Here is a 22,687-nt window from a genome sequence, read left to right on the forward strand (position 1 = left end):
AGGGGATCGGCCTGAGGTCCAAATCGGGATCGGGATCGGGATCGAAGTCGCTTCCGATACCGATACCGATACCGATACCGATACCGATGGGACACCGGAGGGGAGGCCCCCGGCCCGCGCCGCGCAGAGGGTGAAACGCGCGCCCGGCGGGGGAGCCCCGGGGGGCGCAGGAGGGGATTTGCCTTGACCGGTCGGGGGGCTCGGCGACCCTGACGGAGCACTGGGTCTGGATCCACGCCGCAGCATCTCGCCCCAACGCTTCCAACGCACCGGCGCACCGGGCCGCCACCCGGCGGCGTCCCCTGGGGACGGGGGTGCGAAGACCCTCGTCGAAGGAAGGGAGCCCGATCATGACGACGGCGGAGCACCGCTGGAAGCTCCTCCTCACCCTCCTGTGCGCGGCCCTGGCCGCGGGCGTCGGTCCCGCTTCCGGAGCTGCGGACACGGCGACCGAGGAGGGCTCCCGCACCCTGGCGCTGCGGGAGGCCCTGGCCCTGGGCATCCAGCGCAACCTGGACCTGCGCCTCCAGGAGATCGCGGTGCCCCTGAGCCGGGAGGAAGTGCGGGTGGGGGAGGCCCGGTTCGACCCGGTGCTCCAGGCGGGGGCCGACACCCGCACCGACAAGACGCCCAGCGCCGCCGCCTCCGCCAACGGGGCGGACACCACGCGCACCACGGGTGCCGACGCCGGGGTAGGCAAGGTGTTCGAGACCGGCCTCGAGTCCCGCGTCGCCCTGGAGACCTTCCGCTTTTCGAGCAACTCCCCGAACCTGGGGCTCGACCCCTCCTATCGCACCTTCCTGGTCCTGGACCTCACCCAGCCCCTCTTGCGGGACCGGGGCCGGGAGGTCAACACCGCGGCGCTTCGGGAGAGCCGCAACGGGGTGCTCCAGGCCCGGTACCGCTACCTGGACCGGGCGCTGCGGATCGGCGAGGAGATCGAGCTCGCCTACTACGACCTGGCCGCGGCCCGCCAGCTCCTGGCCTACCGGATCGAGGCCCGGGGCCGGGCGGAGGAGCTCCTGGAGGGCAACCGGGAGAAGTTCGCGGCCGGCGTGGTGCCCATCACCGAGGTGCAGCAGGCGGAGACCGCGGTGGCGGCCCGGGATGAGCAGGTGGTGGTGGCCCGCCAGCTCGCCGAGCGCATCACGACCCGCCTGTGGGACCTCCTGGAGATCAGGCGGGGCGACCCCGGGTACGCCAGGCCCTTCGCCACGGAGCCCCTGCCCCCGGCCCCCGCCGGCTACCCCGAGCTGGAGGAGGCGCTGGCGGTGGCCCTGGCGGAGCGGCCCGACCTGAGGGACCGGCTCCTCGACATCGAGAATCGGGACATCCGCGTCGCCTTCGCCCGCAACCAGGCCCTTCCCCGCCTGGACCTGGTGGCCACCCTGGGGCTGAACGGCCTCTCGGGGGAGGAGCGCGAGGGGATCTCCTCGGACTTCGAAGGCACCTACTTCGACTCCTACTCCCGCCTGCCCGACGGGGACGGCTACCAGTGGCTCGCGGGGGTGCGGCTGTCCTACCCCCTGGGGAATCGCGCCGCCCAGGCCCGCCTGCGCCAGAGCTCCTGGGACAAGCGCCAGGCCTTGTACGGCCTCAAGCGCCTGGAGGGCACGGCCGAGGCCGAGGTGGAGCGCGCGCTGGTGGACGTGCGCCGGGGGCTGGAGCGCTACCAGGTAGCGGAGCGGTTCCGGGCCCTGGCGGCCACGACGCTCGCCCAGGAGATGGAGCGGCTCAAGGAGGGCCTCACCGACACCTTCCGGATCCTGACCTTCCAGGACGACCTCACCGAGGCCCACATCCGCAAGGACGCCGCCCTCACCGACTGCCAGAAGGGGCTCGCCACCCTCTACCGCGCCATGGGCAAGAACCTCGAACGTCACGGCATCGTGGCCGAGCTGCAAGACAAGGAGATCGACCGTGAGAAGCTGTAGAGACCGGGGCGCCGCCCTGGCGGTGCTGGCCGCCCTGACCCTGGCGGCCTGCGGGCAGGAGGCCGCGCCCCCCGCCTCCACGCGACCCGCCGGGCCCCGGGTGGTCCCGGTCACCGTGGGAGAGGCCGTGGCCCGCCGGGTCGAAGTGCGCCTGGAGCAGGTGGGCACCCTGGAGGCCAGCCGGGCCGTCACCCTGCGGTCCGAGGCCAGCGGCACCGTGGTCGAGGTGGCGCTCTCCGAGGGCCGGCCGGTAAAGGAAGGGGCGGTGCTGGTGCGCCTGGACGACCGCAAGCTCCAGGCCGAGATCGCCATGCTCGAGGCCAGCATCCAGCAGCTCGAGGTGCGGCTGGCCAACCGCCGGCGGGACCTGGAGCGAAACCCCGCCCTGGTGGAGGCGGAGATCCAGAAGCTCGACGAGCAGGTGCGCCAGCTTCGGGTCCGCCTGGCCAACCGGGAGCGCGACCTGGAGCGCAACCGGCCCCTGGTGGAGCGGGACCTGATCGCCCGCCAGGCGTTCGACCGCATCCAGACCGAGGTGGACGAGCTCAGATCCGACATCGCCCGCACCGAGCTGGAGCTCGCCCGGCAGCGGGACCTGGTGGCGAAGCAGAGCGCGGACAGCATTCGCACCGACATCGGAGAGATCGAGGCCCAGATCGCCCGGACCCGGGCGAGCCTCGTCCAGCAGAAGGTGCGCCTGGCCGACGCGAGCATCCGGGCCCCCTTCGACGGCGTGGCCGGCGTGCGCAACGTGAACGTGGGGGACTTCCTGGCCGTGGGCGGCGCCGTGGTCACGGTGGTGGACCTGGACCCCCTGGAGATCACCTTCCGGGTGCCGGAAAAGCACCGGGCCCGGGTGACCACCGGCCTGCCCGTGGCGCTGCGGGTGGACGCGGCGCCGGGGGAGGTCTTTACCGGAACGATCTCCTTCATCGCCCCCCAGGTGGACCCGGAGACCCGCGCCTTCCTGGTGAAGGCCGAGGTGCGCAACCCCGAACACCGCCTGAGCCCGGGGATGTTCGCCCGGGTGGAGGTCGTCCTCGAGGTCCGGGAGGACGCCCTGACCGTGCCCTGGGAGAGCGTGATCCAGACCGAGTCGGCCACCTACGTCTACGCCGTGGAGGCCGACATCGCCCGGCACGTCCCCGTGGAGCTCGGGGAGACCACCAGCGAGTGGGCCGAGGTGCGGGGCGCCGAGCTTCGCCCCGGCACCCGGGTGGTGCTGGAGGGGAAGTTCGCCCTGCGCGACGGCGCCGCGGTCTCCCTGCCGGTGCCCCCCAAGCAGCCCTGAGCGGCGCCGGGGGGTTGCTCGATCCTCGAAATCGGGATCGGGATCGATCTCGATTTCGATTTCGATTTCGACGGGGGAGGGCGGTTGGCCAAGAGCGTGGGGCTGGGGGTGGGGAGCGAGAGCCGCCAGCCCTTGGCGGTGGCCATCGCCGGTGGGATGATCTCCGCAGCCTTCCTCACCCTGGCGATGGCGCCGGTGGTGTACAGTTACCTGGACCAGCTCGCCCGCTGGCGTGCCCTGGGCCGGGTGCAGGACCGGCTCCTCGCCCGGGAGAACCCGGGGGGAGCCGAAGTGGACGCGCCCCACCACGCCACCCCGAACCGAGAGGTTTCCCCATGAAGATGCTCACGATCGTCTACAACACGAGCTGCGACGAGGAGATCAGGGAAATCTTGAAGGACCGGGGGGTGCGCCACTTCACCCAGATCCCCAAGGTCTTCGGGCAGGGGGACGCCGGGGTGGTGAACGGCTCGCTCCTGTGCCCCGGCCAGAACGCCATGATCCTCGTGGTGCTCCCCGACCAGGAGGCGCACGGCGTGGCCGAGGCCGTGCGCGAGCTCGTGCTCCGCACGGGGGGCTGCGGGTGCGTGCCGATCCGAGCCTTCCTGGTCCCCTGCGAGCAGGTGGTGTAGGGGGGTACGGAGCCCCCATGTTCCTTCCCCACTTCTCCATCCGCCGGCCGGTGGCCGCCACGGTGCTCGTAAGCGCCCTGGTAGTCTTCGGCGTCATCGGGGTCTCCCGCCTGGGGGTCTCCCTGTACCCCGACGTGGACTTCCCCAACGTCACCGTCTCCACCCGCTGGGAGAACGCCCGTCCGGAGGAGATCGACAACCAGGTCACCGACCAGCTCGAAGACGCCATCAGCGCGATCAGCGGCGTCAAGCACATCACCTCCCAGAGCTCCCAGGGGCGCTCCCAGATCACCGTGGAGTTCGAGCTCACCAAGGACCTGGACGTGGCGGCCCAGGAGGTGCGCGACAAGGTGTCGGCCCGGCTCCGGCGGCTGCCCTCCGACGCCGACGTGCCGGTCATCGACAAGCTCGACATCAACGCCCAGCCCATCCTGCGGCTCGCCCTCACGGGGCAGCACGCCATCGAGGACCTGACCCGGTTCGCCCAGGACGAGGTGCGGCCCCTTCTCCAGCGCATCGAGGGGGTGGGGGAGGTGAGCCTGGGGGGCGCCCGCCAGAAGGAGGTGCGCCTGTGGCTCTACCGGGAGCGCCTGACCGCCTACAACGTGGGGGTGGACGAGGTGACGGCGGCGGTGCGGGCCCAGCACGCGGAGGTGCCCGGCGGCCGCATCGAGTCGGCCGACAAGGAGTTCCTCATCCGCACGGTGGGGGAGTTCGCGACCCCCGAGGAGTTCAACGAGCTCATCGTGGCCTGGCGCGAGGGCACCCCCGTGCGCCTGCGCCACGTGGGCTACGCCGAGGCGGGGCGCCAGGAGAGCGTCTCGGTGGCCCGCTTCACCACCAAGGAGGGGGTGAGCCGCACCGTCTCGGTCAACGTGGCCCCCCGCTCGGGCGCCAACCAGGTGGCCATCGCCCGGGCCGTCAAGGACATGCTCCCCGAGATCCGGGCCATGCTCCTGGAGGGCATGACGCTGCACATCGCCACCGACACCACCGAGTTCATCGAGCAGTCCATCGGCGAGCTCAAGTTCCAGCTCTTCCTGGGGGGGCTCGCAGCGGCACTCACGATCCTGCTCTTCCTCCAGAACGCCCGCACGACTCTGATCAGCGCGCTGTCCATCCCCACCTCCATCATCGCGACCTTCGCGACGATGTACGGGATGGGGTTCTCCTTGAACAACATGACCATGCTCGCCCTCATCACCGCCGTAGGGCTCGTGATCGACGACTCGATCGTCACGGTGGAGAACATCTACCGCCACCGGGAGGCCCTCGGGCAGGGCCCCCGGCGGGCCGCCTTCGACGGGTCGGGGGAGGTGTACTTCGCCATTCTCGCCACCACCGCGGCGCTGGCAGGGGTCTTCCTCCCGGTGGCCTTCATGGGGGGGCTCGTGGGGCGCTTCTTCTTCGAGTTCGCCGTGACCATGGCCTTTGCCGTGGCCTGCTCCACCTTCGTGGCCATGACGGTGGTACCCATGCTCGCCTCCCGCGTGCTGACGGTGAGCCGCGACAAGGGGCGCCTGTTCCGGATATTCGACGGGGCCGTGAGGGGCCTCTCGGCGGTGTACCGACCCCTGCTGGGCTGGTCGCTTCGCCACCGTCTCGCCGTGGTCGGTCTGGCCGCCCTGACCCTTGCGGCAGGGGGCTACCTCTTCCAGAACCTGGGCAAGGAGTTCATCACCGCCGAGGACACGAGCCGATTCACCGTGCGCATCCGCACTCCGCTCGCCTACTCCCTGGACAAGACCGACGAGCTCCTGCGCCGGGTGGAGGGGCACCTGCGGGCCATCCCCGAGGTAAGCCACTTCTTCAGTATCAGCGGGATCGGCAGCTCGGCCCAGAACGGCATCGCCATCGTGACCCTGGTGCCCAAGGGGGAGCGCTCCCGCTCCCAGCGGGAGGTCCAGCGGGAGATCAACGGGATCCTCCGGACCATCCCGGATCTGCGGGGCGTGGCCGCCGACATCGCGCCCATGGGGGGCGGGGCCCGAAACGAGGACATCCAGCTCGTCATCCGGGGCCCGCGCCTGGAGGCGCTGGACCGCTACTCCCAGGAGATCATGGAGCGGCTCGAGCAGACCCCCGGCTTCGTCGGCCTCACCCGGGACCTGGACGTGGGCAAGCCCGAGGTGCGGGTGCGCATCGACCGGGAGAAGGCGGCCGACGCCGGGGCGAGCGTGCGCGACGTGGCCTCGGCGGTGGGCGCCCTCATGGGGGGCGTGCAGGTGGGGGACTACAAGGAGGGGGGCCGCACCTACGAGGTGCGGCTTCGCCTGGTGCCCGAGCACCGGGAGCTCCCGAGCGACGTGGAGCGGATCTGGGTGCGTTCCCGGGACGGACGCCTGGTGGACGCCAGCGGCTTCGTCACGGTGGAGGTGGGGGTGGGCCCGAGCGTGATCAACCGCCTGGACCGCCAGCGCTCCGCCACCGTGTACGCCAACCTGGAGGGGATGGTCCTCGGCGAGGCCCTGCCCCGGGTGCGGGCCCTGGCCGAGGAGCTGCTCCCCGACGGCTACACCATCAAGTTCGCCGGGCGCGCCGAGACCTTCGGGGAGACGGGGCAGTACGTGGCGTTTGCGTTTGTCCTGGCCATCGTCCTCACCTACATGGTGCTCGCGTACCAGTTCGAGAGCTTCCTCCAGCCCCTGGCCATCATGACGGGGCTGCCGCTCGCCTTCGTGGGGGCCTTCGGGCTCCTCTACCTGCTGGGGAACACCTTCAACCTCTTCTCCATGATCGCGCTGATCCTGCTGGTGGGCCTCGCCACCAAGAACGGCATCCTGCTCATCGACTTCACCAACCAGCTGCGGGCACGGGGTCTCTCGGTCCACGAGGCCCTGGTGGAGGCCGGCACGACGCGCCTTCGCCCCATCCTCATGACCGCGGTCTCCACGGTCGCCGGGGTCGTGCCCGTCGCCCTCGGCATCGGCGTGGGGAGCGAGAGCCGCCAACCCCTGGCGGTCGCCATTGCCGGCGGGATCCTGTCCTCGACCTTCCTCACCCTGGCCGTGGTGCCCGTGGTCTACAGCTACCTGGAGCAGCTCGCCGCCTGGCGACTGGTGGGGTGGGCCAAGGGGAAGATCTTTGCGAAGGACGCGGCGGGGGAGGTTGGGGAGGGGTGAGAGGCCCTACCCCCCCACCACCTCGATCTTGGCCATCGCCGCCAGCCGGGCCCCGTCGATCGCCGCCAGGCTGTCGATGAGGTTGACCTGAAAGCTCCCGGGCCCCGCGGCGCCCCGGGCGGCGAGCTCCCCGGCGGCGCCGAAGTAGGCCAGGGCGCCGGCTGCCGCCTCCCAGGGGTCCTCGGCCACCGCCAGGAAGGCCCCCATGAGGGCCGTGGCCGTGCACCCGGTGCCGGTGACCCGGGCCATGAGGGGGTGGCCGTTGTGCACCCGGCAGGCGCGCCGGCCGTCGGTGACGAAGTCCACGGGGCCCGTGATGGCCACGGTGACGCCCAGCTCCCGGGCCAGCCCCATGGCGTCCTCGGCTGCCTGGTCGACGCCGTGGGCGGTGTCCACCCCCTTGCCCCCCGCCCCGGCCCGGGCGAGGGACAGGACCTCGGAGGCGTTGCCCCGCACCACCGAGACCCGCACCTCACGGGTGAGCCGCCGGGCCGCTTCGGTGCGCAGCCGGGTCACGCCCGAGCCCACGGGGTCGAGCACCACCGGAATGCCCCGGTGGTTGGCCGCCCTACCCGCCTGGGCCATGGCGTCCACCCACGAGGGGGACAGCGTGCCGATGTTGAGCACCAGGGCCCCGGCGAAGGCCACCATCTCCTCCACCTCCTCGGGGGCGTGGGCCATCACCGGCGCCGCGCCGCAGGCGAGCAGCGCGTTGGCGGTGACGTTCATCACCACGAAGTTGGTGATGTTGTGGACCAGCGGGCGCTGGGCCCTGAGCTTTTCCAGGTGTTCGGCGGCGCGCTGCGCCAGTCGCGGATCGGTCACGGACTGCCTCTCTCCTCTCCCCCTCGTCAGCTCGTGGTGAACTCCAACGCCTCGAGGAGCCGGCGCGTGGCCTCGGCCGGATCCTCCTGGCAGCACACGGCCGAGATGACAGCCACCCCGTGGGCCCCTGCGCGCACGACGTCGGGCGCGTTGTCGATCCCGATACCCCCGATGGCCACCACCGGAACCGGCACCGCCGCGGCCACCTCCCGCAGGAGGCCAAGCCCCCGGGCGGGCGCCGCGTCGGCCTTGGAGCCGGTGGGGTACACGGGCCCGAAGCCCACGTAGTCGGCGCCCTCCTCCACGCACCGGCGGGCCTCCTCCAGGGTCGTGGCCGAGCCCCCGATGATCCGGTGCTCCCCCAGGAGCCTTCGGGCCAGGGCAAGGGGGAAGTCGCTCTGGCCCAGGTGCACCCCGTCGGCCTCGGCGGCCAGCGCCACGTCCACCCGGTCGTTGACGAGGAAGACCGCGCCGGCCCCCCGGCACAGGGCCGCCATCTCCCGGGCCACCCCGATGAGCTCCCGGGTGCTCCCCCCCTTCTCCCGAAACTGCACCGCCTCGGCGCCGCCGGCCAGGGCCCGACGGGCGAGCTCCACGTGGGAGAACCGCGCCTGGAGCACCACGTCGGTGAGCACGTGTACCCTTCCAACCCGTTTGCACCTGTCGCCCGTGGTCATGCCCGCTCCTGCCTCCAGCCCCGTTCCCGGGTGGGGTGCCCGGAAGGTCCATTTTATGCGTACCGGACCCTGGTGGGTAGGGGTCACGCTCCTGCCTCCGGGCCTCTCTGGCGTCGCCGGGCCGGCTCTGCTACGGTACGCAGGTGCCTCGAACCCTCTTCTGCCGCGGAACGATGATCCGAATCCGTTGCCTTTCGCTCCTCTTCCTGATCCCCTGCCTCCTGGTCGCGTGCACCCCCTCCGGCACGGGTTCCCGATCGGGGGCCGAGCCGCCGCCCACCGCGGCGGTCGAGGCCGGGGACTTCGTCATCGCCGTCTCGGCCACGGGCAAGGTGCAGCCCGAGTCCGAGGTGGAGGTGAAGAGCAAGGCCTCGGGCGAGATCGTGGAGTTCCCTTTCCAGGCGGGGGACCTGGTGCGCGCGGGGGACCTCCTGGTGGCCCTGGACCCGGTGGACGAGGAGCGCAATCGGGAGCGCCAGCGGATCGAGCTCGCCGCGACCGAGGCCCGCCTCGCGGCGGCCCGCGCGGCGCTGCGGGTGGCCGAGGCCGAGCGCGCCCTGGCCGAGCGCGATGCCGCAGCGGCTGGGGCCGAGGCCCGGGCCCGCCTGGCGGAGGCGCTGGCTCGGCTCGCCCGGGACGAAGGACTCCTGGCCGCCGGAGTAGTGAGCCGAGAGGAGGCCGAAGCCAGTTCCACCCGGGCCGCCGAAGCCCGGGCGGCCGTGGAACGTACCGAGGCGGCGGCCGAGCGGGCCCGCGCCCGGGGCGACGACGTGGAGCGCGCGGCCCAGGAGGTGCGCCGAGCCGAGGCGGACCTGGGGGCTTCCCTCCTGAGCCTCCAGGAAGCCGAGCGGCGGCTCGCGGATACCCGCATCCTCTCCCCGCTGAACGGCGTGGTGACCGAGACCCTGGTGGAGGCCGGGCAGGTGGTCTCCTCGGCCCTGACCAACGTGGGCGGGGGAACGGCGCTCCTCAAGATCGCCAACCTCTCGCGCCTCTACGTGCTCCTGGCGGTGGACGAGGTGGACATCGGCCAGGTGCGCCTGGGCCAGGAGGCCCGGATCCGCCCCGACGCCTTCCGGGACGCCGTGCTGGGGGGCCGGGTGGTGCAGATCTCCCCCGTGGGCCGGGAGGAACAGAAGGTGGTCCTCTTCGACGTGAAGGTCTCGGTGGAGGGCGACGGGACCGAGGAACCCCAGAAGAAGGCCGCCGCCCTCCTACGCCCGGGGATGACCGCCGACGTGGAGGTGGAGGTGGCCCGGTCGGCCGGCACCCTGTGGATCCCCCGGGAGGCGCTGGACCCGTCGGGCGCCCGGGTGCGGGTGGCGGGGGAAGGCGCGGAGCCCGAGGAGCGCACGGTGGAGACGGGCCTGCGCGACGCCCACCGGGTGGAGATCCGTTCCGGGCTCGCGGCCGGGGAGCGGGTGGTCCTCCTGGGCCCGGCCACCCCCAGCGCCTGGCGGCGCGACGCGGCACCCACGGCCGACCGGGGCCGCGCCCGGGCGAGCTTCTTCTGGCGCCTGGGGCGCAGGTAGGGCGGTGGGCGCGCTCATCGAGTGCACGGATCTGCGCAAGGTGTTCCACCTGGGGGACCAGGCGGTGCGGGCCCTGGACGGGGTGTCGTTTCGCATCGACGAGGGGGAGAAGGTGGCGGTGGTGGGCGCCTCGGGCAGCGGCAAGTCCACGCTGCTCCAGATCCTGGGGTGCCTCGAGGCCCCCGACGGCGGGTCCTACCGCCTGGACGGCCGCGACGTGGCCGGCCTCGACGAGGACGCCCTGGCCGCGGTGCGAAACCGCAAGATCGGGTTCGTCTTCCAGACCTTCAACCTCCTGCCCCGAGCCACGGCCCTGGAAAACGTGGAGCTGCCCCTGCTCTATGCGGGGGGGCTGCGCAGCCGCGAGATCCGCGATCAGGCTCTGCAAACTCTGGAGCGGATGGGCCTCTCGGACCGCCTGCGCCACCTGCCCCAGCAGCTCTCGGGGGGCCAGCGGCAGCGGGTCGCCATCGCCCGGGCCCTGGTGACCGAGCCCCGCATACTGCTCGCCGACGAGCCCACGGGAAACCTGGACTCCCGCACGGGAGAGGAGATCCTGGACCTCTTCGACGAGCTCAACGGCCAGGGGCGCACCCTGATCGTCGTCACCCACGATCCGGGCGTGGCCGGGCGGTGCCGGCGCCGCCTGGTCATGCGCGACGGGCGGCTCCAGGAGGCCTGATGCTCTGGTGGACCGTGGTGAAGCTCGCCCTCAAGAGCCTCGCGGCCTCGAAGCTGCGCTCCACCCTCACCATGCTGGGGGTGGTGATCGGGGTGGCGGCTGTGCTGGCCATGCTCGCCATCGGGGAGGGGGCGCGCCTGGAGGTGACCGAGTCGGTGCGCCAGTGGGGCACCAACGTGCTCACCATCCGGCCCGGTACCCGGGGCCTCGGGGGGGTGCGCACCGACGCCCTGCAGCGGCTCACCGTGGGCGACGCCGAGGCCCTCCTGGCCGAGGTGCGCCAGGCCGTGGCGGTCACCCCCGAGGTCACGGGCACGGTCCAGGCCAAGTACGAGAACCGCAACTCCCGCACCACGGTGCGCGGGGTGTCCGACGCCTACTTCGACCTGCGCAACTTCCCCCTGCGCAGCGGCAGCCCCTTCGACGCCGACGACGAGCGCCGCATGGCCCGGGTGGCGGTGCTGGGCCCCAAGGTGGTGGAGGACCTCTACGGGGACCGGGAGATGAACCCCGTGGGCACGGCGGTCAAGATTCAGGGCGACACTTTTACCGTGCTCGGCGTCTTCCGGGAGCGGGGGGACCAGGGCTGGTTCAACCCCGACGACCAGATCCTCATCCCCTACACCACGGCCATGAAGCGCCTGCTGGGGGTGGACAGCCTGCGGGCCATCTACGTGCAGGTCTCGGACGAGGGGGCGCTGGACGACGCCCAGGAGGGGATCCGGCAGGTGCTGCGCGCGCGCCACGGGCTGCGCGCGGGCGCCCCGGATGACTTCTACATCCAGAGCTCCACCGAGTTCCTCCAGACCCTCGAAGGGGTGAGCCGCACCTTCACGACCCTGCTGGCGAGCGTGGCGGGGGTGAGCCTGCTGGTGGGGGGGATCGGCATCATGAACATCATGCTCGTGGCCGTGACGGAGCGCACCCGGGAGATCGGGGTGCGCAAGGCCGTGGGCGCGCGCCGGCGCGACATCCTGCGCCAGTTCCTGGTGGAGAGCCTGGTCCTGAGCGCGGCGGGGGGGCTCCTGGGCCTGGGCCTCGGGTTGGCCATCACCCTCCTGGTGGACCGCTCGGGGGCCTTCCGCACCGTCATCACCCCCGGGGCCCCGGCCCTTGCCGTGGGCTTCGCCCTGGGGGTAGGGGTCTTCTTCGGCTACTACCCGGCCCGCAAGGCCGCCCGGCTTCACCCCGTGGAGGCGCTCCGGTATGAGTGACGCGTCGCGGCCGGCCTGCCGGCGAGCCCTGGGCATCTCCCTCCCGGGCCTGGTCCTGGCCGCGGCCCTGGGCGGTGCTTCGCCGCCTCGGCCCGCCGGGGCCGAGAGCCTGCCGCTGACCCTGCCGGGGGCGCTCCTGCTGGCCCTGGAGCGCAGCCCGGAGCTTCGGGTGGAGCGGCTCACGGCCGAGGCCCAGGCCACCCTGGCCGAGGAAGCCCGGGCCGCCTTCGACCCCAGCGTCTCCGCCTCCGTGAGCCACGGGGAGTCGCGCCAGCCCACGAGCGCGCGCCAGAGCGCCCTGGAGGTGCCGGGAGCGGGGGTGCGCCGGGGCCGCGACGACCAGGCGGCGGTCGAGCTCGTCCAGCCGCTTCCCACCGGGACCGAGCTCACCGTGGGGGCCGACTCCGCCCGCAACCGGACCAACTTCTCCCCCGAGGAGTATGGCTCGCGCCTCGCCCTGGGGGTGACCCAGCCGCTCCTGCGGGGGCTCCGCCCCGAGGCCAACCTGGCGGGAGTGCGTCGGGCCGAAAACCAGGAGATCGCCGGCCAGTACGCCTTCCACGCCGCGGTGGAGGGGTTCGTCGCCGGGATCGAGGGAGCGTACTGGGACCTGGCCTTCGCCCGGCGGGCCCTGGAGGTGCGCCGCCAGTCCCTCGACGCGAGCCGGCGGCTCCTGGCCGACACCGAGACCCTGGTGGCCGCGGGGCGCCGCCCGACGGTCGAGCTCGCCGCGGCCCGGGCTGAGGTGGCGGCCCGGGAGGAATCCCTGGAGGACGCCCGGGGCGCCCTGGAGGCTGCCCGCCTCGACCTGGTGCGCCGGCTGGGCCCGGGACGCGACCTGCCCTGGGGCGCGCAGCTCGAACCCGTGGACGAGCCGGAGCCGCCGGCAGCTCCCGGAGACCCGGCCCCCTGGGTCCAGCACGCCTTGCTGCGCCGGCCCGACCTGATGCAGGCCCGCCTGGAGCTGGCCAACGGGGAGCTCGACGTGGTGGAGACCCGCGACGGCCTGCTGCCCCGGCTGGATTTCTTCGCCTCCTATGCCCGCAGCGGGCGCGACACGAGTCTCGGGGGCACCTGGTCCCAGGTGACCGAGAAGAACTACGACGACTGGCGGGTGGGTCTCACCTGGCAGCACACCCTGGGGCGCCGCGCCGAGGGCGCGCGGGCGCGGCGGGCGGAGTTTTCACGGCAGCGGGCGCAAGCCGCCGTGGAAAACCTCGCGCTCGTCATCCAGGCGCAGGTGCGCCGCGCGGCGGTGGACCTCGACCGCCTGCGGCGCAAGGTGGAGCTGGCCGGGGTGACCGCCCGGGCCCGGGCCGAGGAGACCGAGGGAGAGCGCGCCCGGTTCGACGCCGGCCGCGCCACCGCCTCCGACGTCCTCCAGGCGGAGAGCCGCCAGCGGGAGGCCGAGCTCAACTGGCACCGCGCCCGCAGCGACGCCCGCCAGGCCGAGACCGAGTTCCTCCGGGTTCAGGGCCGCCTCACCGAAGCAAGGGGCATCCACCTGTTCTGACCTCGAATCGGCCTCCCCGCGCGCCCCCATGTCTCGGGGCAGACCTGCCGTGAGAAGATCTCGGCCAGTGCCGGTTTGGAGATCATCCCTCTCCCCGGAATCCCACCATCCCGGTCAGCCCCCCACCTCGATCCGCTCCTCCCCCGATTCGAGTCCGACGAACAGGGCGAGGTAGTCACGCACCAGGCGGGTGATCAGGTAGTTTTCTCGGACGAAGCGCCGCGCCCTCTCTCCCATGTCCTTGCGCACGTCGTCGCGGTGGAGCAGATAGCGGATCCGAAGCGCCGCGCCTTCCGGGGTTCGCACCAGGAAGCCCGTGAAGTGGTTGACGACTTGCAGCCGGATCCCCCCGGTGTCGCCCCCGATCACCGGTTTTCCCTTCCACATGGCCTCCGTCACGGTGAGCCCGAATCCCTCCCGCAAGGACTTCTGGAGCACCACGTCCGCGGTTCGCTGCAAGGCGTTCACGGTCTCGTGGGCGTCGTTGGGAAGGAGCAGCACATGGAGGTGCGGGTCACCCTCGGCCGCCTGCCGCACCTCGGTCAGCATCGCCATCCCTTCGGGATCGTCGTCGGCCCCTCCCCCGGCCAGGACGAGCTGCAAAGGCGTGAGGCGCTTCACCAGGCGGTACGCCTCGATCACCCCCAGGGGGTCCTTGAACCGGTCGTATCGGGAGACCTGGAGCACGAGGGGAAGGTCCGGGTCCAGCCCGAGTGTCTCTCGCACGGCGCGGACCTCCGACTCCGAGAGCTCCCGGTTCTTGGGGCTCAGGGGGTCGATGCTCGGGGGGATGAGGTACTGGGGGTGGGGCAGAGCCCGGGCGAACTCGGCCAGGGAGAAGATGCTCGCGTCGTAGGGCTCGACCCAGGGGCGCAGGTACCGCCATACCCTCCGGTCGGGGTGGCTGGCGTCGATGTGGCATCGCCAGACCCACTTCCCCCGGCGGTTGGGGCAGTGGGTGATCAGCGGCGCCGGTTGGGGATCGTGGATGACGACGAAGTCCGCCTCTTCGAGCACGGCCCGCAGGGCCTCGGCGTTGCGGGCGTTGGTCTTCTCGTACGCGCGAAGGAGCGCGTCGGCCAAGACGACCTGCTCTCCCTGGAGGCCGTTGTGGAAGCCCTTGGTACAGCGGTAGAAATCCTCGTCCCCCTCGATCACCTCCCAGCGGGCCTCGAGCCCCACCGCCTGCATCAGGGGCACGAGCTTGTGGAGGATCTCCGCCACCCCCCCTCCCTCCCGGGTGGAATTGACGTGGACCACCCGGGCGCCGGCCAGGGGAGCGGCGAGCTGGCACAAGTAGTCCACCGCGTCGTGCCCTGCCACCTGAGCATACTGCTCCAGCAACTCGTGCACCGGTCACCTCCCCAGGTGGGTTCGGAAGAGCTCGGCCAGGAGATAGCGCACCTCCTTCAGGGAGGAGAAGTAGGGGTCGAGGGCCGCGATCCGCGCCAACAGCGGCCGGTACGACTCCCCGAACCCCGAGAGCCACGCCGAGAAGTCGTCCCGCCGCCCCTGTGTACGCCGTCGCGCGTCGATGAAGTGGTAGTAAACGCTTCCGGTGGGCAAGCTCGGGAGGACCCCCACGAGATCTTCGGGGGTCCCGATCGAGACACCTGTGTCGAAGATGACCACCCGAGCCTGGAGAAAGTGAAACTGCTGGTCCGCCCGCGCCCCTGGGCTCCACTCGCTCTCGTCCAGCCGCTGCTCCAAGATCTCCACGACCTCCTCCCGAAGCTGCTCCAGGTTCTCGAACTCGGAGGGATTGGCCATGCTCAGCCGTTCGGCCAGGGGCTTCTCGTGAAGTGCGTGATAGGCCCAGGACGCAAAATCGTTCGTGTACTCCGGCTCGTCCAGTCGAGGCCGCAGCAGCCTCCCCCAGAAGTGATGATACAGGCTGTTCCCCTCCACGGAGAGCAGACCGTCCCGGAGCTCCTTGAGGGTCTGGGCGCGCACGCCGGTGGCGACACTGAGAAGCGCGCAGTCCTTGACCCGGAAGACCTCGGGCCGGCTTTCGGAACCAGCAGTACTCATGAACGGCTCCTCCCTGTGGTCGGGGTGCCCGAACGTACCATCTTCGCGGTGACTGGCAAACCAGGGGATCAGCCCAGAACCAACCACCTCATCTAGGGGCGGGGTCCGGGAGCCCCGGAGCGTAGTCCCGTACCGCATCGACTGATCCGCCCCAGTCCATGGAAACCGGTGAGGCCAGGCACACCGGTTCCGCGAGGGACCCCTCCTCCAATTGCCGCGGATTGCGGGGTCGCTCCCGCCCCTCCTGGGCTCCGCGACACTCGCCCTTCCTGGCCAGCGGCGGAGCGCAGGGGCTCCCGGACCCCGCTTACCACCCAGGCGGTGGATCGCGGCAGCCCTGATCCGCCAACTCCACGGGGAGCAGGACCGCCGCCCCCTGCCGGCAACCGATGGGCCGCGGGGAGATGACGGACCCATTTCCTGGCCACCCCGGCGAACAGTGATAGACTCCCGCGAATGTTACCCACCGGACCCCGCTTCGGACCTCTCTGATGAAGGACAGGCTTTCGGCGCTCGACCTCTCCGCCTGGTGGGAGGTCCTCCTCTCGACGGGCGTGCTGCTCTTCGCGATCGCCGCAGGACTGGTGGCCCACCGATTCCTCGTTCGGATCGTCGGCCGATGGGCGGTGCGTACCCCGTTCTTCCCCGACGACCTCCTGGGCACCTACTGGAATCGCCCCACCCGGCTGCTCCTGCCCCTGGTGCTGGTCCTGGTATTCCTACCCTCCCTCGCCCTGCCTGCCGCCCTCGACGCCCTGTTCCGGCACGCCCTCAGCCTGGGCTTCATCGCGTCCCTGAGCTGGCTCGCGATCGCGACGGCCTCCGCCTTGCGGGACGCGGTGCTGGCCCGCTACGACATTACCACTCGGGACAACCTCAAGGCTCGCGCGGTGTACACCCAGCTCCAGGTCGTGCACCGGATCGCGGTGGCCGTGATCCTGATCGTGGGAATTTCCTCCGGTCTCATGACTTTCGACAGGATACGCCAGGTGGGGGTGAGCATCCTGGCCTCGGCTGGGATCCTGGGCGTCATCCTGGGTTTCGCGGCACAGAAGAGCATCGCTACCATGTTCGCGGGGATCCAGATTGCCATCACCCAGCCCATCCGGCTCGACGACGTCGTCATCGTGGAGGGGGAGTGGGGCCGCATCGAGGAGATCACCCTCACCTACGTGGTCGTGCGCATCTGGGACCTGCGCCGCCTGGTGGTCCCCATTACCCACTTCATCGAGAAGCCCTTTCAGAACTGGACCCGAATCTCGGCCGACCTGCTGGGGACCGTGTTCCTCCATGCGGACTACCGCGTCCCGGTGGACGCGGTCCGCCAGGAGCTCCACCGGATCCTGCAGGAGTCGCCGGAGTGGGACGGCAAGGCCTGGGGCCTCCAGGTGACCAACGCCACCGAGCGCACCGTGGAGCTGCGGGCCCTGATGAGCGCGCCGGACTCGGGGGCCGCCTGGAACCTGCGGTGCGCCGTGCGCGAGAAGCTCCTGGCCTTCCTCCGGGAGCACCACCCGGAAAGCTTGCCTCGGGTCCGTGCCGAGGTGGAGCGGCCCCGCCGGACTTCGCCCGGCGAGGGCGATCGGTTCCCGTTCCGGGCGGGGGCGCCCGAGCCGGGCAACCCGGAGGAGGAGACGGTATGACGCAAGCGCGCAGGAGAAGGCTCCCGGAGGAGGGACGCCGGCGAGTGGTCATCGAGGCCGTGCGGCCCGAGCTCGACGGCGGAAGGTTTCCGGTGAAGCGGGTGGTGGGGGAACCCCTCGCCGTCCGCGCCGATGTCTTCTCCGACGGCCACGATCGGGTCGGGGGCGTGCTCCGGTACCGGAAGACCGGCCGGGAGACGTGGGAAGAGGAGACACTGAAGCCCCTCGGGAACGACCGCTGGGAGGCCCGCTTCACGCCGGAAGAGGTGGGGCGCTACGAGTACGGCGTGGTGGCCTGGGCCGACCGGTTCGCCACCTGGCAGGAGGACTTGCGCAAGAAGGCCGCCGCGGGCCAGGAGGTGGCGGTGGACCTGCGAATCGGGGCCGCCCTGGTGGCGGCCGCGGCCTCCCGGGCCCGCGGGACCCCCGACGGCGAGCGGCTCGAGCACCTCTCTCGGGAGCTCGAGGGGGCTTCCGACCCCGAGGCCGCGGTTTCCCTGGCCCTGGGGCAGGACCTCACCCGGCTCGGGGCCCGGTGGCCGGACCGCTCCCTCGCCACCGAGTACGGCCGCACCCTGCCCCTGGTGGTGGACCCGCCGTTGGCCGGTTTCAGCGCCTGGTACGAGTTCTTCCCCCGCTCCTGCGGGGCCGGCCCCCACGGCACTCTGCGCGACGCCGAGCGCCTCTTGACCGAGGTGGCCCGCATGGGGTTCGACGTGGTGTACCTGCCTCCGATCCACCCCATCGGAGAGTCCTTTCGCAAGGGCCGAAACAACCGTCCGAGGGCCGAGCCGGGCGAACCGGGAAGCCCCTGGGCCATCGGGAGCCGCCGGGGAGGGCACCAGGCCGTGCACCCCGAGCTCGGCGCCTTGGCCGACTACGAGCGGTTCGTGGCGGCCGCCGGGAAGCTGGGGATGAAGGTGGCCCTGGACCTGGCCTTCCAGTGCTCCCCCGACCACCCCTACGTCTCGGAGTACCCAACGTGGTTTCGCTGGCGCCCGGACGGCACCCTCCAACACGCGGAGAACCCCCCCAAGAAATACGAGGACATCGTCCCTCTGGACTTCGAGACCCCCGAGTGGGGCTCTCTGTGGGAGGAGCTCCTGGGGGTGGTCCTCTTCTGGGTCGAGCGCGGGGTGAAGGTCTTCCGGGTCGACAACCCCCACACCAAGCCCTTCGCCTTCTGGGAGTGGCTGATCCGGGAGGTCAAGGGGGAGCACCCGGAGGTGGTCTTCCTCTCCGAGGCCTTCACCCGCCCCAAGGTGATGCAGCGGCTCGCGAAGGTGGGATTCTCCCAGTCCTATACCTACTTCACCTGGCGCAACACCAAGGCCGAGCTCACCGAGTACCTGACCGAGCTCACCCGCACCGAGGTTCGGGAGCACTTCCGGCCCAACTTCTGGCCCAACACTCCCGACATCCTGCCCGAGTACCTCCAGTACGGCGGGCGCCCCGCCTTCGCCGCGCGCCTGGTGCTGGCCGCCACTTTGTCGAGCAACTACGGCATCTACGGCCCGGCCTTCGAGCTGTGCGTAGCCGAGGCGGTACCGGACAAGGAGGAGTACCTCGACTCGGAAAAATACGAGGTAAAGCACTGGGAGCGAGACCGCCCCGAGAGCCTCGCTCCCCTGGTGGGCCGAATCAACCGCATCCGCCGGGAGAACCCGGCGCTCCACTCCACCTGGAACCTCCGGTTCCACGAGGCGGACAACGACAACGTGCTCTTCTACGGGAAGACGAGCGAGGACGGCTCCAACGCGCTGCTGATCGCCGTGAATCTCGATCCGTTTCGCCCCCAGGCTTGCAGCGTGCGGGTGCCTCTGGACGAGCTCGGCATCGCCCCGGGCCAGCCCTACCTCATGCACGACCTGCTGGGGGAGGACCGTTTCCTCTGGCAGGGCGAGTGGAACCGTCTGGAGCTCGACCCCCAGGTGCTCCCGGCCCGGATCTTCCGCGTGCGCAGCCGCCTGCGCCGCGAGCAGGACTTCGACTACTTCCTGTGAAGGGTGCGATGACGGATCCACACTGGTACAAGGACGCGGTGATCTACCAGCTCCACGTCAAGGCGTTTCGCGACAGCGACGGGGACGGCACGGGGGACTTCCGCGGACTCATCGAGAAGCTCGACTACCTGGAGGAGCTCGGGGTGACCGCCCTGTGGCTCCTGCCCTTCTATCCCTCGCCCCTCCGGGACGACGGCTACGACATCGCCGACTACGCCCGCGTCCATCCCACCTACGGCACCCTGCGGGACTTCCGGGAGTTCCTCCGCCAGGCTCACCGGCGGGGGCTTCGGGTCATCACGGAGCTCGTCCTCAACCACACCTCCGACCAGCACCGGTGGTTCCAGCGGGCGCGGAAGGCCAAGGCGGGGTCGGCCCACCGGAACTTCTACGTGTGGAGCGAGACCACCGAGCGGTACGCCGACGCCCGCATCATCTTCCAGGACTTCGAGACCTCCAACTGGAGCTGGGACCCGGTGGCCGGAGCCTACTTCTGGCACCGCTTCTACGCCCACCAGCCCGACCTCAACTTCGACCACCCCTCGGTGCATCGGGCCCTCTTGCGGGTCATGGACCACTGGCTGGGGATGGGGGTGGACGGGGTGCGGCTCGATGCCGTTCCCTACCTCTACGAGCGGGAGGGGACCAACTGCGAGAACCTCCCCGAGACCCACGCGTTCCTCCGGAAGCTCCGCTCCCACGTGGATGCCCGCTACCCCGGCCGGATGCTGCTCGCCGAGGCAAACCAGTGGCCCGAGGACGCCGCCGCCTACTTCGGGGCCGGCGACGAGTGCCACATGGCCTTCCACTTCCCGGTCATGCCCAGGCTCTACATGGCCCTCCAGATGGAAGACCGGTTTCCCATCCTCGACATCCTCGAACAGACGCCGTCCATTCCCGACACCTGCCAGTGGGCCATGTTCCTCAGAAACCACGACGAGCTGACCCTGGAGATGGTCACCGACGAGGAGCGCGACTACATGTACCGGGCCTACGCCCGCGATCCCCGGGCCCGCATCAACCTGGGCATCCGGCGCCGGCTCGCGCCGCTCCTGCGCAACAGCCGGCGGCGCATGGAGCTCATGAACATCCTGCTCTTCTCGCTGCCGGGCACCCCCATCGTGTACTACGGGGACGAGATCGGCATGGGCGACAACCACTACCTGGGCGACCGGGACGGCGTCCGCACCCCCATGCAGTGGAGCCCCGACCGAAACGCCGGCTTCTCCCGCGCCAGCCCCCAGCAGCTCTACCTCCCCCCCATCCTGGAGCCCGAGTACCACTTCCAGACCGTCAACGTGGAGAACCAGGAGCGAAACCCCTCGTCGCTGCTGTTGTGGATGCGCCGCGTCATCGCCATGCGCCGCCGCTATCGGGCGTTTGGCCGGGGGACCCTGGAGGTGGTGCCGAGCGACAACCCCAAGGTGCTCTCTTTCGTGCGCCGCTGGGGCGAGGAGGCCGTGCTCGTGGTGGTCAACCTCTCGCGCTTCTCCCAGGCGGTGGAGCTCGACCTGAGCCGGTGGACGGGCTGCACCCCCGTGGAAGTCTTCAGCCGCAACCGCTTTCCCCCGGTGAGGGGCGAGGTCTACGTCCTCACCCTGACCAACCACGCCTACTACTGGTTCGAGCTCACGCCGGAGCGCCGGACCGCGCAGGCGGAAGGGGGGGCGAACCTGCCGCGGCTCGAGACCCCGGGCAGCTGGCACCAGCTCCTACGGGGGGAGGGCCTCGAGAGCCTCGAGGTTTCGGTGCTGCCCCAGTTTCTCTCCCGCCAGCGGTGGTTTCGGAGCAAGGCCCGGACGCTTCGCGCGGTCCATGTAGCCGAAGCCGCCGAGCTCCCCGGGACCGAGGCCCGCCTGCTCTTTCTGCAAGCCACCTACGCCGAGGGTGCCGCCGATACCTACCTCCTTCCCCTCGCCTTCGAGCCGGGCCGGCCCGGGGTCGGGGTCGAGCCGCCCCCGGGCGCCCTGCTGGCAACCGTGCAGTGCCGGGAAGGCGAAGGGGTGCTGTACGACGCCGTCCACGCACCGGCCTTCCGGGACTGGCTCTTGCAAGCCGTGGCAGGGCGCAGGCGCCTGCCCACCCCCGGAGGCGAGCTGGCAGGTCTTCCCGGCCGGGACTTCGCCCGGCTCGCCGGAGCCCGGCACCCGCACCTCTCCTCCCGCGTCCTCCGGGCCGAGCAAACCAACACCGCCGTGACCTACGAGCATGCCCTCTTTCTCAAGCTCTACCGGGCGGTGGAGGAGGGCCCCAGCCCAGATGCCGAGGTCGCCCGGTTCCTCGCGGAACAAGCCGGCTTTGCCCATACACCGCCCTTCGCGGGTCTCCTGGAGTACCGCCGCCCCGGAGCCGAGCCGGCCCCGCTTGCCCTGCTCCAGGGCTTCGTCGCCAACGAGGGGGACGCCTGGTCCTGGGCGGTGGACCGGCTCGGCCACACCCTCGACCGGGTGCGAACGGAAGGAACGACCTCCCTCGCCCTGCCGCCGGAGCTGCCGGGTCCGCTGGAGCCGGCGCGGAGCCCCGAGGTCGAGGCGCTCCTGGACGGGCACTTCCTGGGGATGGTGGAGCTGCTGGGCACGCGCACCGCCCAGATGCACCGGGCCCTGGCATCGGACACCGGGAGTCCGGCGTTCCGCCCCGAGCCCTTCTCGACCCTCTACCAGCGTTCGGTGTACCAGTCCATGCGCTCCCTCGTGCGCCGGGTGTTCGAGCTTCTGGGGCGCAAGCGCTCCGCCCTGCCGGAGCCCGCGGCCTCACTGGCAAAGGACGTGCTCGGGGCCGAGACCCGGGTGCTCGGGGAACTGGCCCGGATCACGGGCCGGAAGCTCTCGGGGTCGAAGATCCGCATCCACGGCGATTACCACCTGGGCCAGGTGCTCTTCACCGGCAGGGACTTCGCCGTCATCGACTTCGAGGGGGAGCCCGCACGCCCCCCCGGGGAGCGCCGCCTCAAGCGCTCGGCCCTGCGGGACGTGGCGGGAATGATCCGGTCGTTCCAGTACGCCGGCCGGGCCGGACTCGACCGGCACCTGGAGGTCCGCCCGGGGGAGGCCTCCGGCCTGGAGCCCTGGGTGCGGTTCTGGTACCGCTACGTTTCCGGGCGGTTCCTCCAATCCTACCTGGGAGAGGCCTGGGGAGCCCCGTTCCTGCCGTCCGGCCCCGACGAGGTCGGGCTCCTGCTCCGGGCCTTCCTCCTGGACAAGGCGGTCTACGAGCTCGGGTACGAGCTCAACAACCGCCCCGGCTGGGTGGAGATCCCCCTGCGGGGCATCCTGGAGGCGCTGGAGGAAGCGGGAGAGAACAACCCATAGCAGGCTGCTGAAAAAGCAGCCTGCATGCGTCCCATGGATGGGACGTCGAATCGCGGCGTTTAAAAAGCGTAGTGATTCGAAAGGGTTCGAAGGGGCCGTCCCCGAGAACCCGTAGCTGAAAAACCCAGGGAGGGGGTTTTTCAGCATCCTGATAGACGCGCAGGTCGGGGCCTGCCCCGGCACCCTCCCGGCGCCGCGGGAATCGTCGGGACGAGCCCCGACCCGCGGCCCGCCCGAGGGGCCGCCGGGATCCTCTCTTGGAGAACGCCATGACCGC

General features: G+C 71.2%; 16 protein-coding genes. 12 read left to right on the forward strand and 4 right to left on the reverse strand.

Features of this window, described 5'->3' with window-relative positions; translation table 11 throughout:
* Positions 1 to 350 precede the first annotated feature (350 nt).
* From AB1578_11315 to AB1578_11335, 5 genes are all read left to right on the forward strand, one after another.
* Complete coding sequence (locus AB1578_11315; GenBank protein MEW6488485.1) at positions 351 to 1,934, forward strand: TolC family protein; 1,584 nt, start codon at positions 351 to 353, stop codon at positions 1,932 to 1,934.
* Positions 1,921 to 3,225, forward strand: a complete 1,305-nt coding sequence (locus AB1578_11320; protein ID MEW6488486.1) for an efflux RND transporter periplasmic adaptor subunit — start codon at positions 1,921 to 1,923, stop codon at positions 3,223 to 3,225. Before AB1578_11315 ends, AB1578_11320 begins: the two co-directional genes overlap by 14 nt.
* 84 nt (positions 3,226 to 3,309) lie before the next feature.
* Positions 3,310 to 3,564, forward strand: coding sequence for an efflux RND transporter permease subunit (locus AB1578_11325; GenBank protein MEW6488487.1), 255 nt, complete (start codon positions 3,310 to 3,312; stop codon positions 3,562 to 3,564).
* On the forward strand, positions 3,561 to 3,857 hold the full coding sequence (locus tag AB1578_11330; protein ID MEW6488488.1) for a PG0541 family transporter-associated protein: 297 nt from the start codon (positions 3,561 to 3,563) through the stop codon (positions 3,855 to 3,857). The genes AB1578_11325 and AB1578_11330 overlap by 4 nt, the downstream gene beginning before the upstream one ends.
* Positions 3,858 to 3,874: 17 nt before the next feature.
* Positions 3,875 to 6,979 (forward strand): efflux RND transporter permease subunit, encoded by a 3,105-nt coding sequence (locus AB1578_11335; GenBank protein MEW6488489.1) that lies wholly within the window; start codon positions 3,875 to 3,877, stop codon positions 6,977 to 6,979.
* Positions 6,980 to 6,985: 6 nt separating this feature from the next.
* Here AB1578_11335 and thiM read toward each other — a convergent pair whose 3' ends face one another.
* Together thiM and thiE are read right to left on the reverse strand one after the other, a co-directional pair.
* Positions 6,986 to 7,804: a hydroxyethylthiazole kinase gene (gene thiM, locus AB1578_11340; GenBank protein MEW6488490.1), complete on the reverse strand. Its 819-nt coding sequence runs from the start codon at positions 7,802 to 7,804 to the stop codon at positions 6,986 to 6,988.
* Positions 7,805 to 7,830: 26 nt separating this feature from the next.
* Entirely contained in the window at positions 7,831 to 8,481 is a 651-nt protein-coding gene (gene thiE, locus AB1578_11345) for a thiamine phosphate synthase (protein MEW6488491.1), read from the reverse strand.
* A 173-nt stretch (positions 8,482 to 8,654) separates the two neighbouring features.
* Between thiE and AB1578_11350 the strand changes: the two genes are divergently transcribed.
* Genes AB1578_11350 through AB1578_11365 form a run of 4 tightly spaced genes read left to right on the forward strand, consistent with a single transcriptional unit; the run spans position 8,655 to position 13,422 of the window.
* On the forward strand, positions 8,655 to 10,013 hold the full coding sequence (locus AB1578_11350) for an efflux RND transporter periplasmic adaptor subunit (protein MEW6488492.1): 1,359 nt from the start codon (positions 8,655 to 8,657) through the stop codon (positions 10,011 to 10,013).
* 4 nt (positions 10,014 to 10,017) lie between these two features.
* Entirely contained in the window at positions 10,018 to 10,695 is a 678-nt protein-coding gene (locus AB1578_11355; protein MEW6488493.1) for an ABC transporter ATP-binding protein, read from the forward strand.
* Complete coding sequence (locus tag AB1578_11360; GenBank protein ID MEW6488494.1) at positions 10,695 to 11,909, forward strand: ABC transporter permease; 1,215 nt, start codon at positions 10,695 to 10,697, stop codon at positions 11,907 to 11,909. Before AB1578_11355 ends, AB1578_11360 begins: the two co-directional genes overlap by 1 nt.
* On the forward strand, positions 11,902 to 13,422 hold the full coding sequence (locus tag AB1578_11365; protein ID MEW6488495.1) for a TolC family protein: 1,521 nt from the start codon (positions 11,902 to 11,904) through the stop codon (positions 13,420 to 13,422). The genes AB1578_11360 and AB1578_11365 overlap by 8 nt, the downstream gene beginning before the upstream one ends.
* 114 nt (positions 13,423 to 13,536) lie before the next feature.
* Here AB1578_11365 and AB1578_11370 read toward each other — a convergent pair whose 3' ends face one another.
* Complete coding sequence (locus tag AB1578_11370; GenBank protein MEW6488496.1) at positions 13,537 to 14,775, reverse strand: glycosyltransferase; 1,239 nt, start codon at positions 14,773 to 14,775, stop codon at positions 13,537 to 13,539.
* Positions 14,776 to 14,778: 3 nt separating this feature from the next.
* Complete coding sequence (locus tag AB1578_11375) at positions 14,779 to 15,453, reverse strand: DUF5752 family protein (protein ID MEW6488497.1); 675 nt, start codon at positions 15,451 to 15,453, stop codon at positions 14,779 to 14,781.
* A gap of 491 nt (positions 15,454 to 15,944) precedes the next feature.
* Between AB1578_11375 and AB1578_11380 the strand changes: the two genes are divergently transcribed.
* Genes AB1578_11380 through treS form a run of 3 tightly spaced genes read left to right on the forward strand, consistent with a single transcriptional unit; the run spans position 15,945 to position 22,410 of the window.
* Positions 15,945 to 17,096 carry a mechanosensitive ion channel domain-containing protein gene (locus AB1578_11380; GenBank protein ID MEW6488498.1) on the forward strand — a complete coding sequence of 384 codons (1,152 nt, stop codon included), beginning with the start codon at positions 15,945 to 15,947 and terminating at the stop codon, positions 17,094 to 17,096.
* A complete protein-coding gene (locus AB1578_11385) occupies positions 17,093 to 19,099 on the forward strand; it encodes an alpha-1,4-glucan--maltose-1-phosphate maltosyltransferase (protein MEW6488499.1) in 2,007 nt (668 codons plus the stop codon). Before AB1578_11380 ends, AB1578_11385 begins: the two co-directional genes overlap by 4 nt.
* Positions 19,100 to 19,107: 8 nt before the next feature.
* Positions 19,108 to 22,410 (forward strand): maltose alpha-D-glucosyltransferase, encoded by a 3,303-nt coding sequence (gene treS / locus AB1578_11390; protein ID MEW6488500.1) that lies wholly within the window; start codon positions 19,108 to 19,110, stop codon positions 22,408 to 22,410.
* Positions 22,411 to 22,687: the final 277 nt, after the last annotated feature.

It is taken from the genome of Thermodesulfobacteriota bacterium (genome assembly GCA_040756475.1).
Taxonomy (GTDB): domain Bacteria; phylum Desulfobacterota; class Deferrisomatia; order Deferrisomatales; family JACRMM01; genus JBFLZB01.

What these genes read in the sequence shown, in the direction of transcription:
- AB1578_11360 (MEW6488494.1), top strand. Translation starts at nt 10,695, where the DNA reads ATGCTCTGGTGGACCGTGGTGAAGCTCGCCCTCAAGAGCCTCGCGGCC.
- AB1578_11330 (MEW6488488.1), top strand. Translation starts at nt 3,561, where the DNA reads ATGAAGATGCTCACGATCGTCTACAACACGAGCTGCGACGAGGAGATC.
- AB1578_11365 (MEW6488495.1), top strand. Translation starts at nt 11,902, where the DNA reads ATGAGTGACGCGTCGCGGCCGGCCTGCCGGCGAGCCCTGGGCATCTCC.
- AB1578_11335 (MEW6488489.1), top strand. Translation starts at nt 3,875, where the DNA reads ATGTTCCTTCCCCACTTCTCCATCCGCCGGCCGGTGGCCGCCACGGTG.
- AB1578_11380 (MEW6488498.1), top strand. Translation starts at nt 15,945, where the DNA reads ATGAAGGACAGGCTTTCGGCGCTCGACCTCTCCGCCTGGTGGGAGGTC.
- AB1578_11315 (MEW6488485.1), top strand. Translation starts at nt 351, where the DNA reads ATGACGACGGCGGAGCACCGCTGGAAGCTCCTCCTCACCCTCCTGTGC.
- AB1578_11385 (MEW6488499.1), top strand. Translation starts at nt 17,093, where the DNA reads ATGACGCAAGCGCGCAGGAGAAGGCTCCCGGAGGAGGGACGCCGGCGA.
- thiE (MEW6488491.1), bottom strand. Translation starts at nt 8,481, where the DNA reads ATGACCACGGGCGACAGGTGCAAACGGGTTGGAAGGGTACACGTGCTC.
- AB1578_11350 (MEW6488492.1), top strand. Translation starts at nt 8,655, where the DNA reads ATGATCCGAATCCGTTGCCTTTCGCTCCTCTTCCTGATCCCCTGCCTC.
- treS (MEW6488500.1), top strand. Translation starts at nt 19,108, where the DNA reads ATGACGGATCCACACTGGTACAAGGACGCGGTGATCTACCAGCTCCAC.
- AB1578_11375 (MEW6488497.1), bottom strand. Translation starts at nt 15,453, where the DNA reads ATGAGTACTGCTGGTTCCGAAAGCCGGCCCGAGGTCTTCCGGGTCAAG.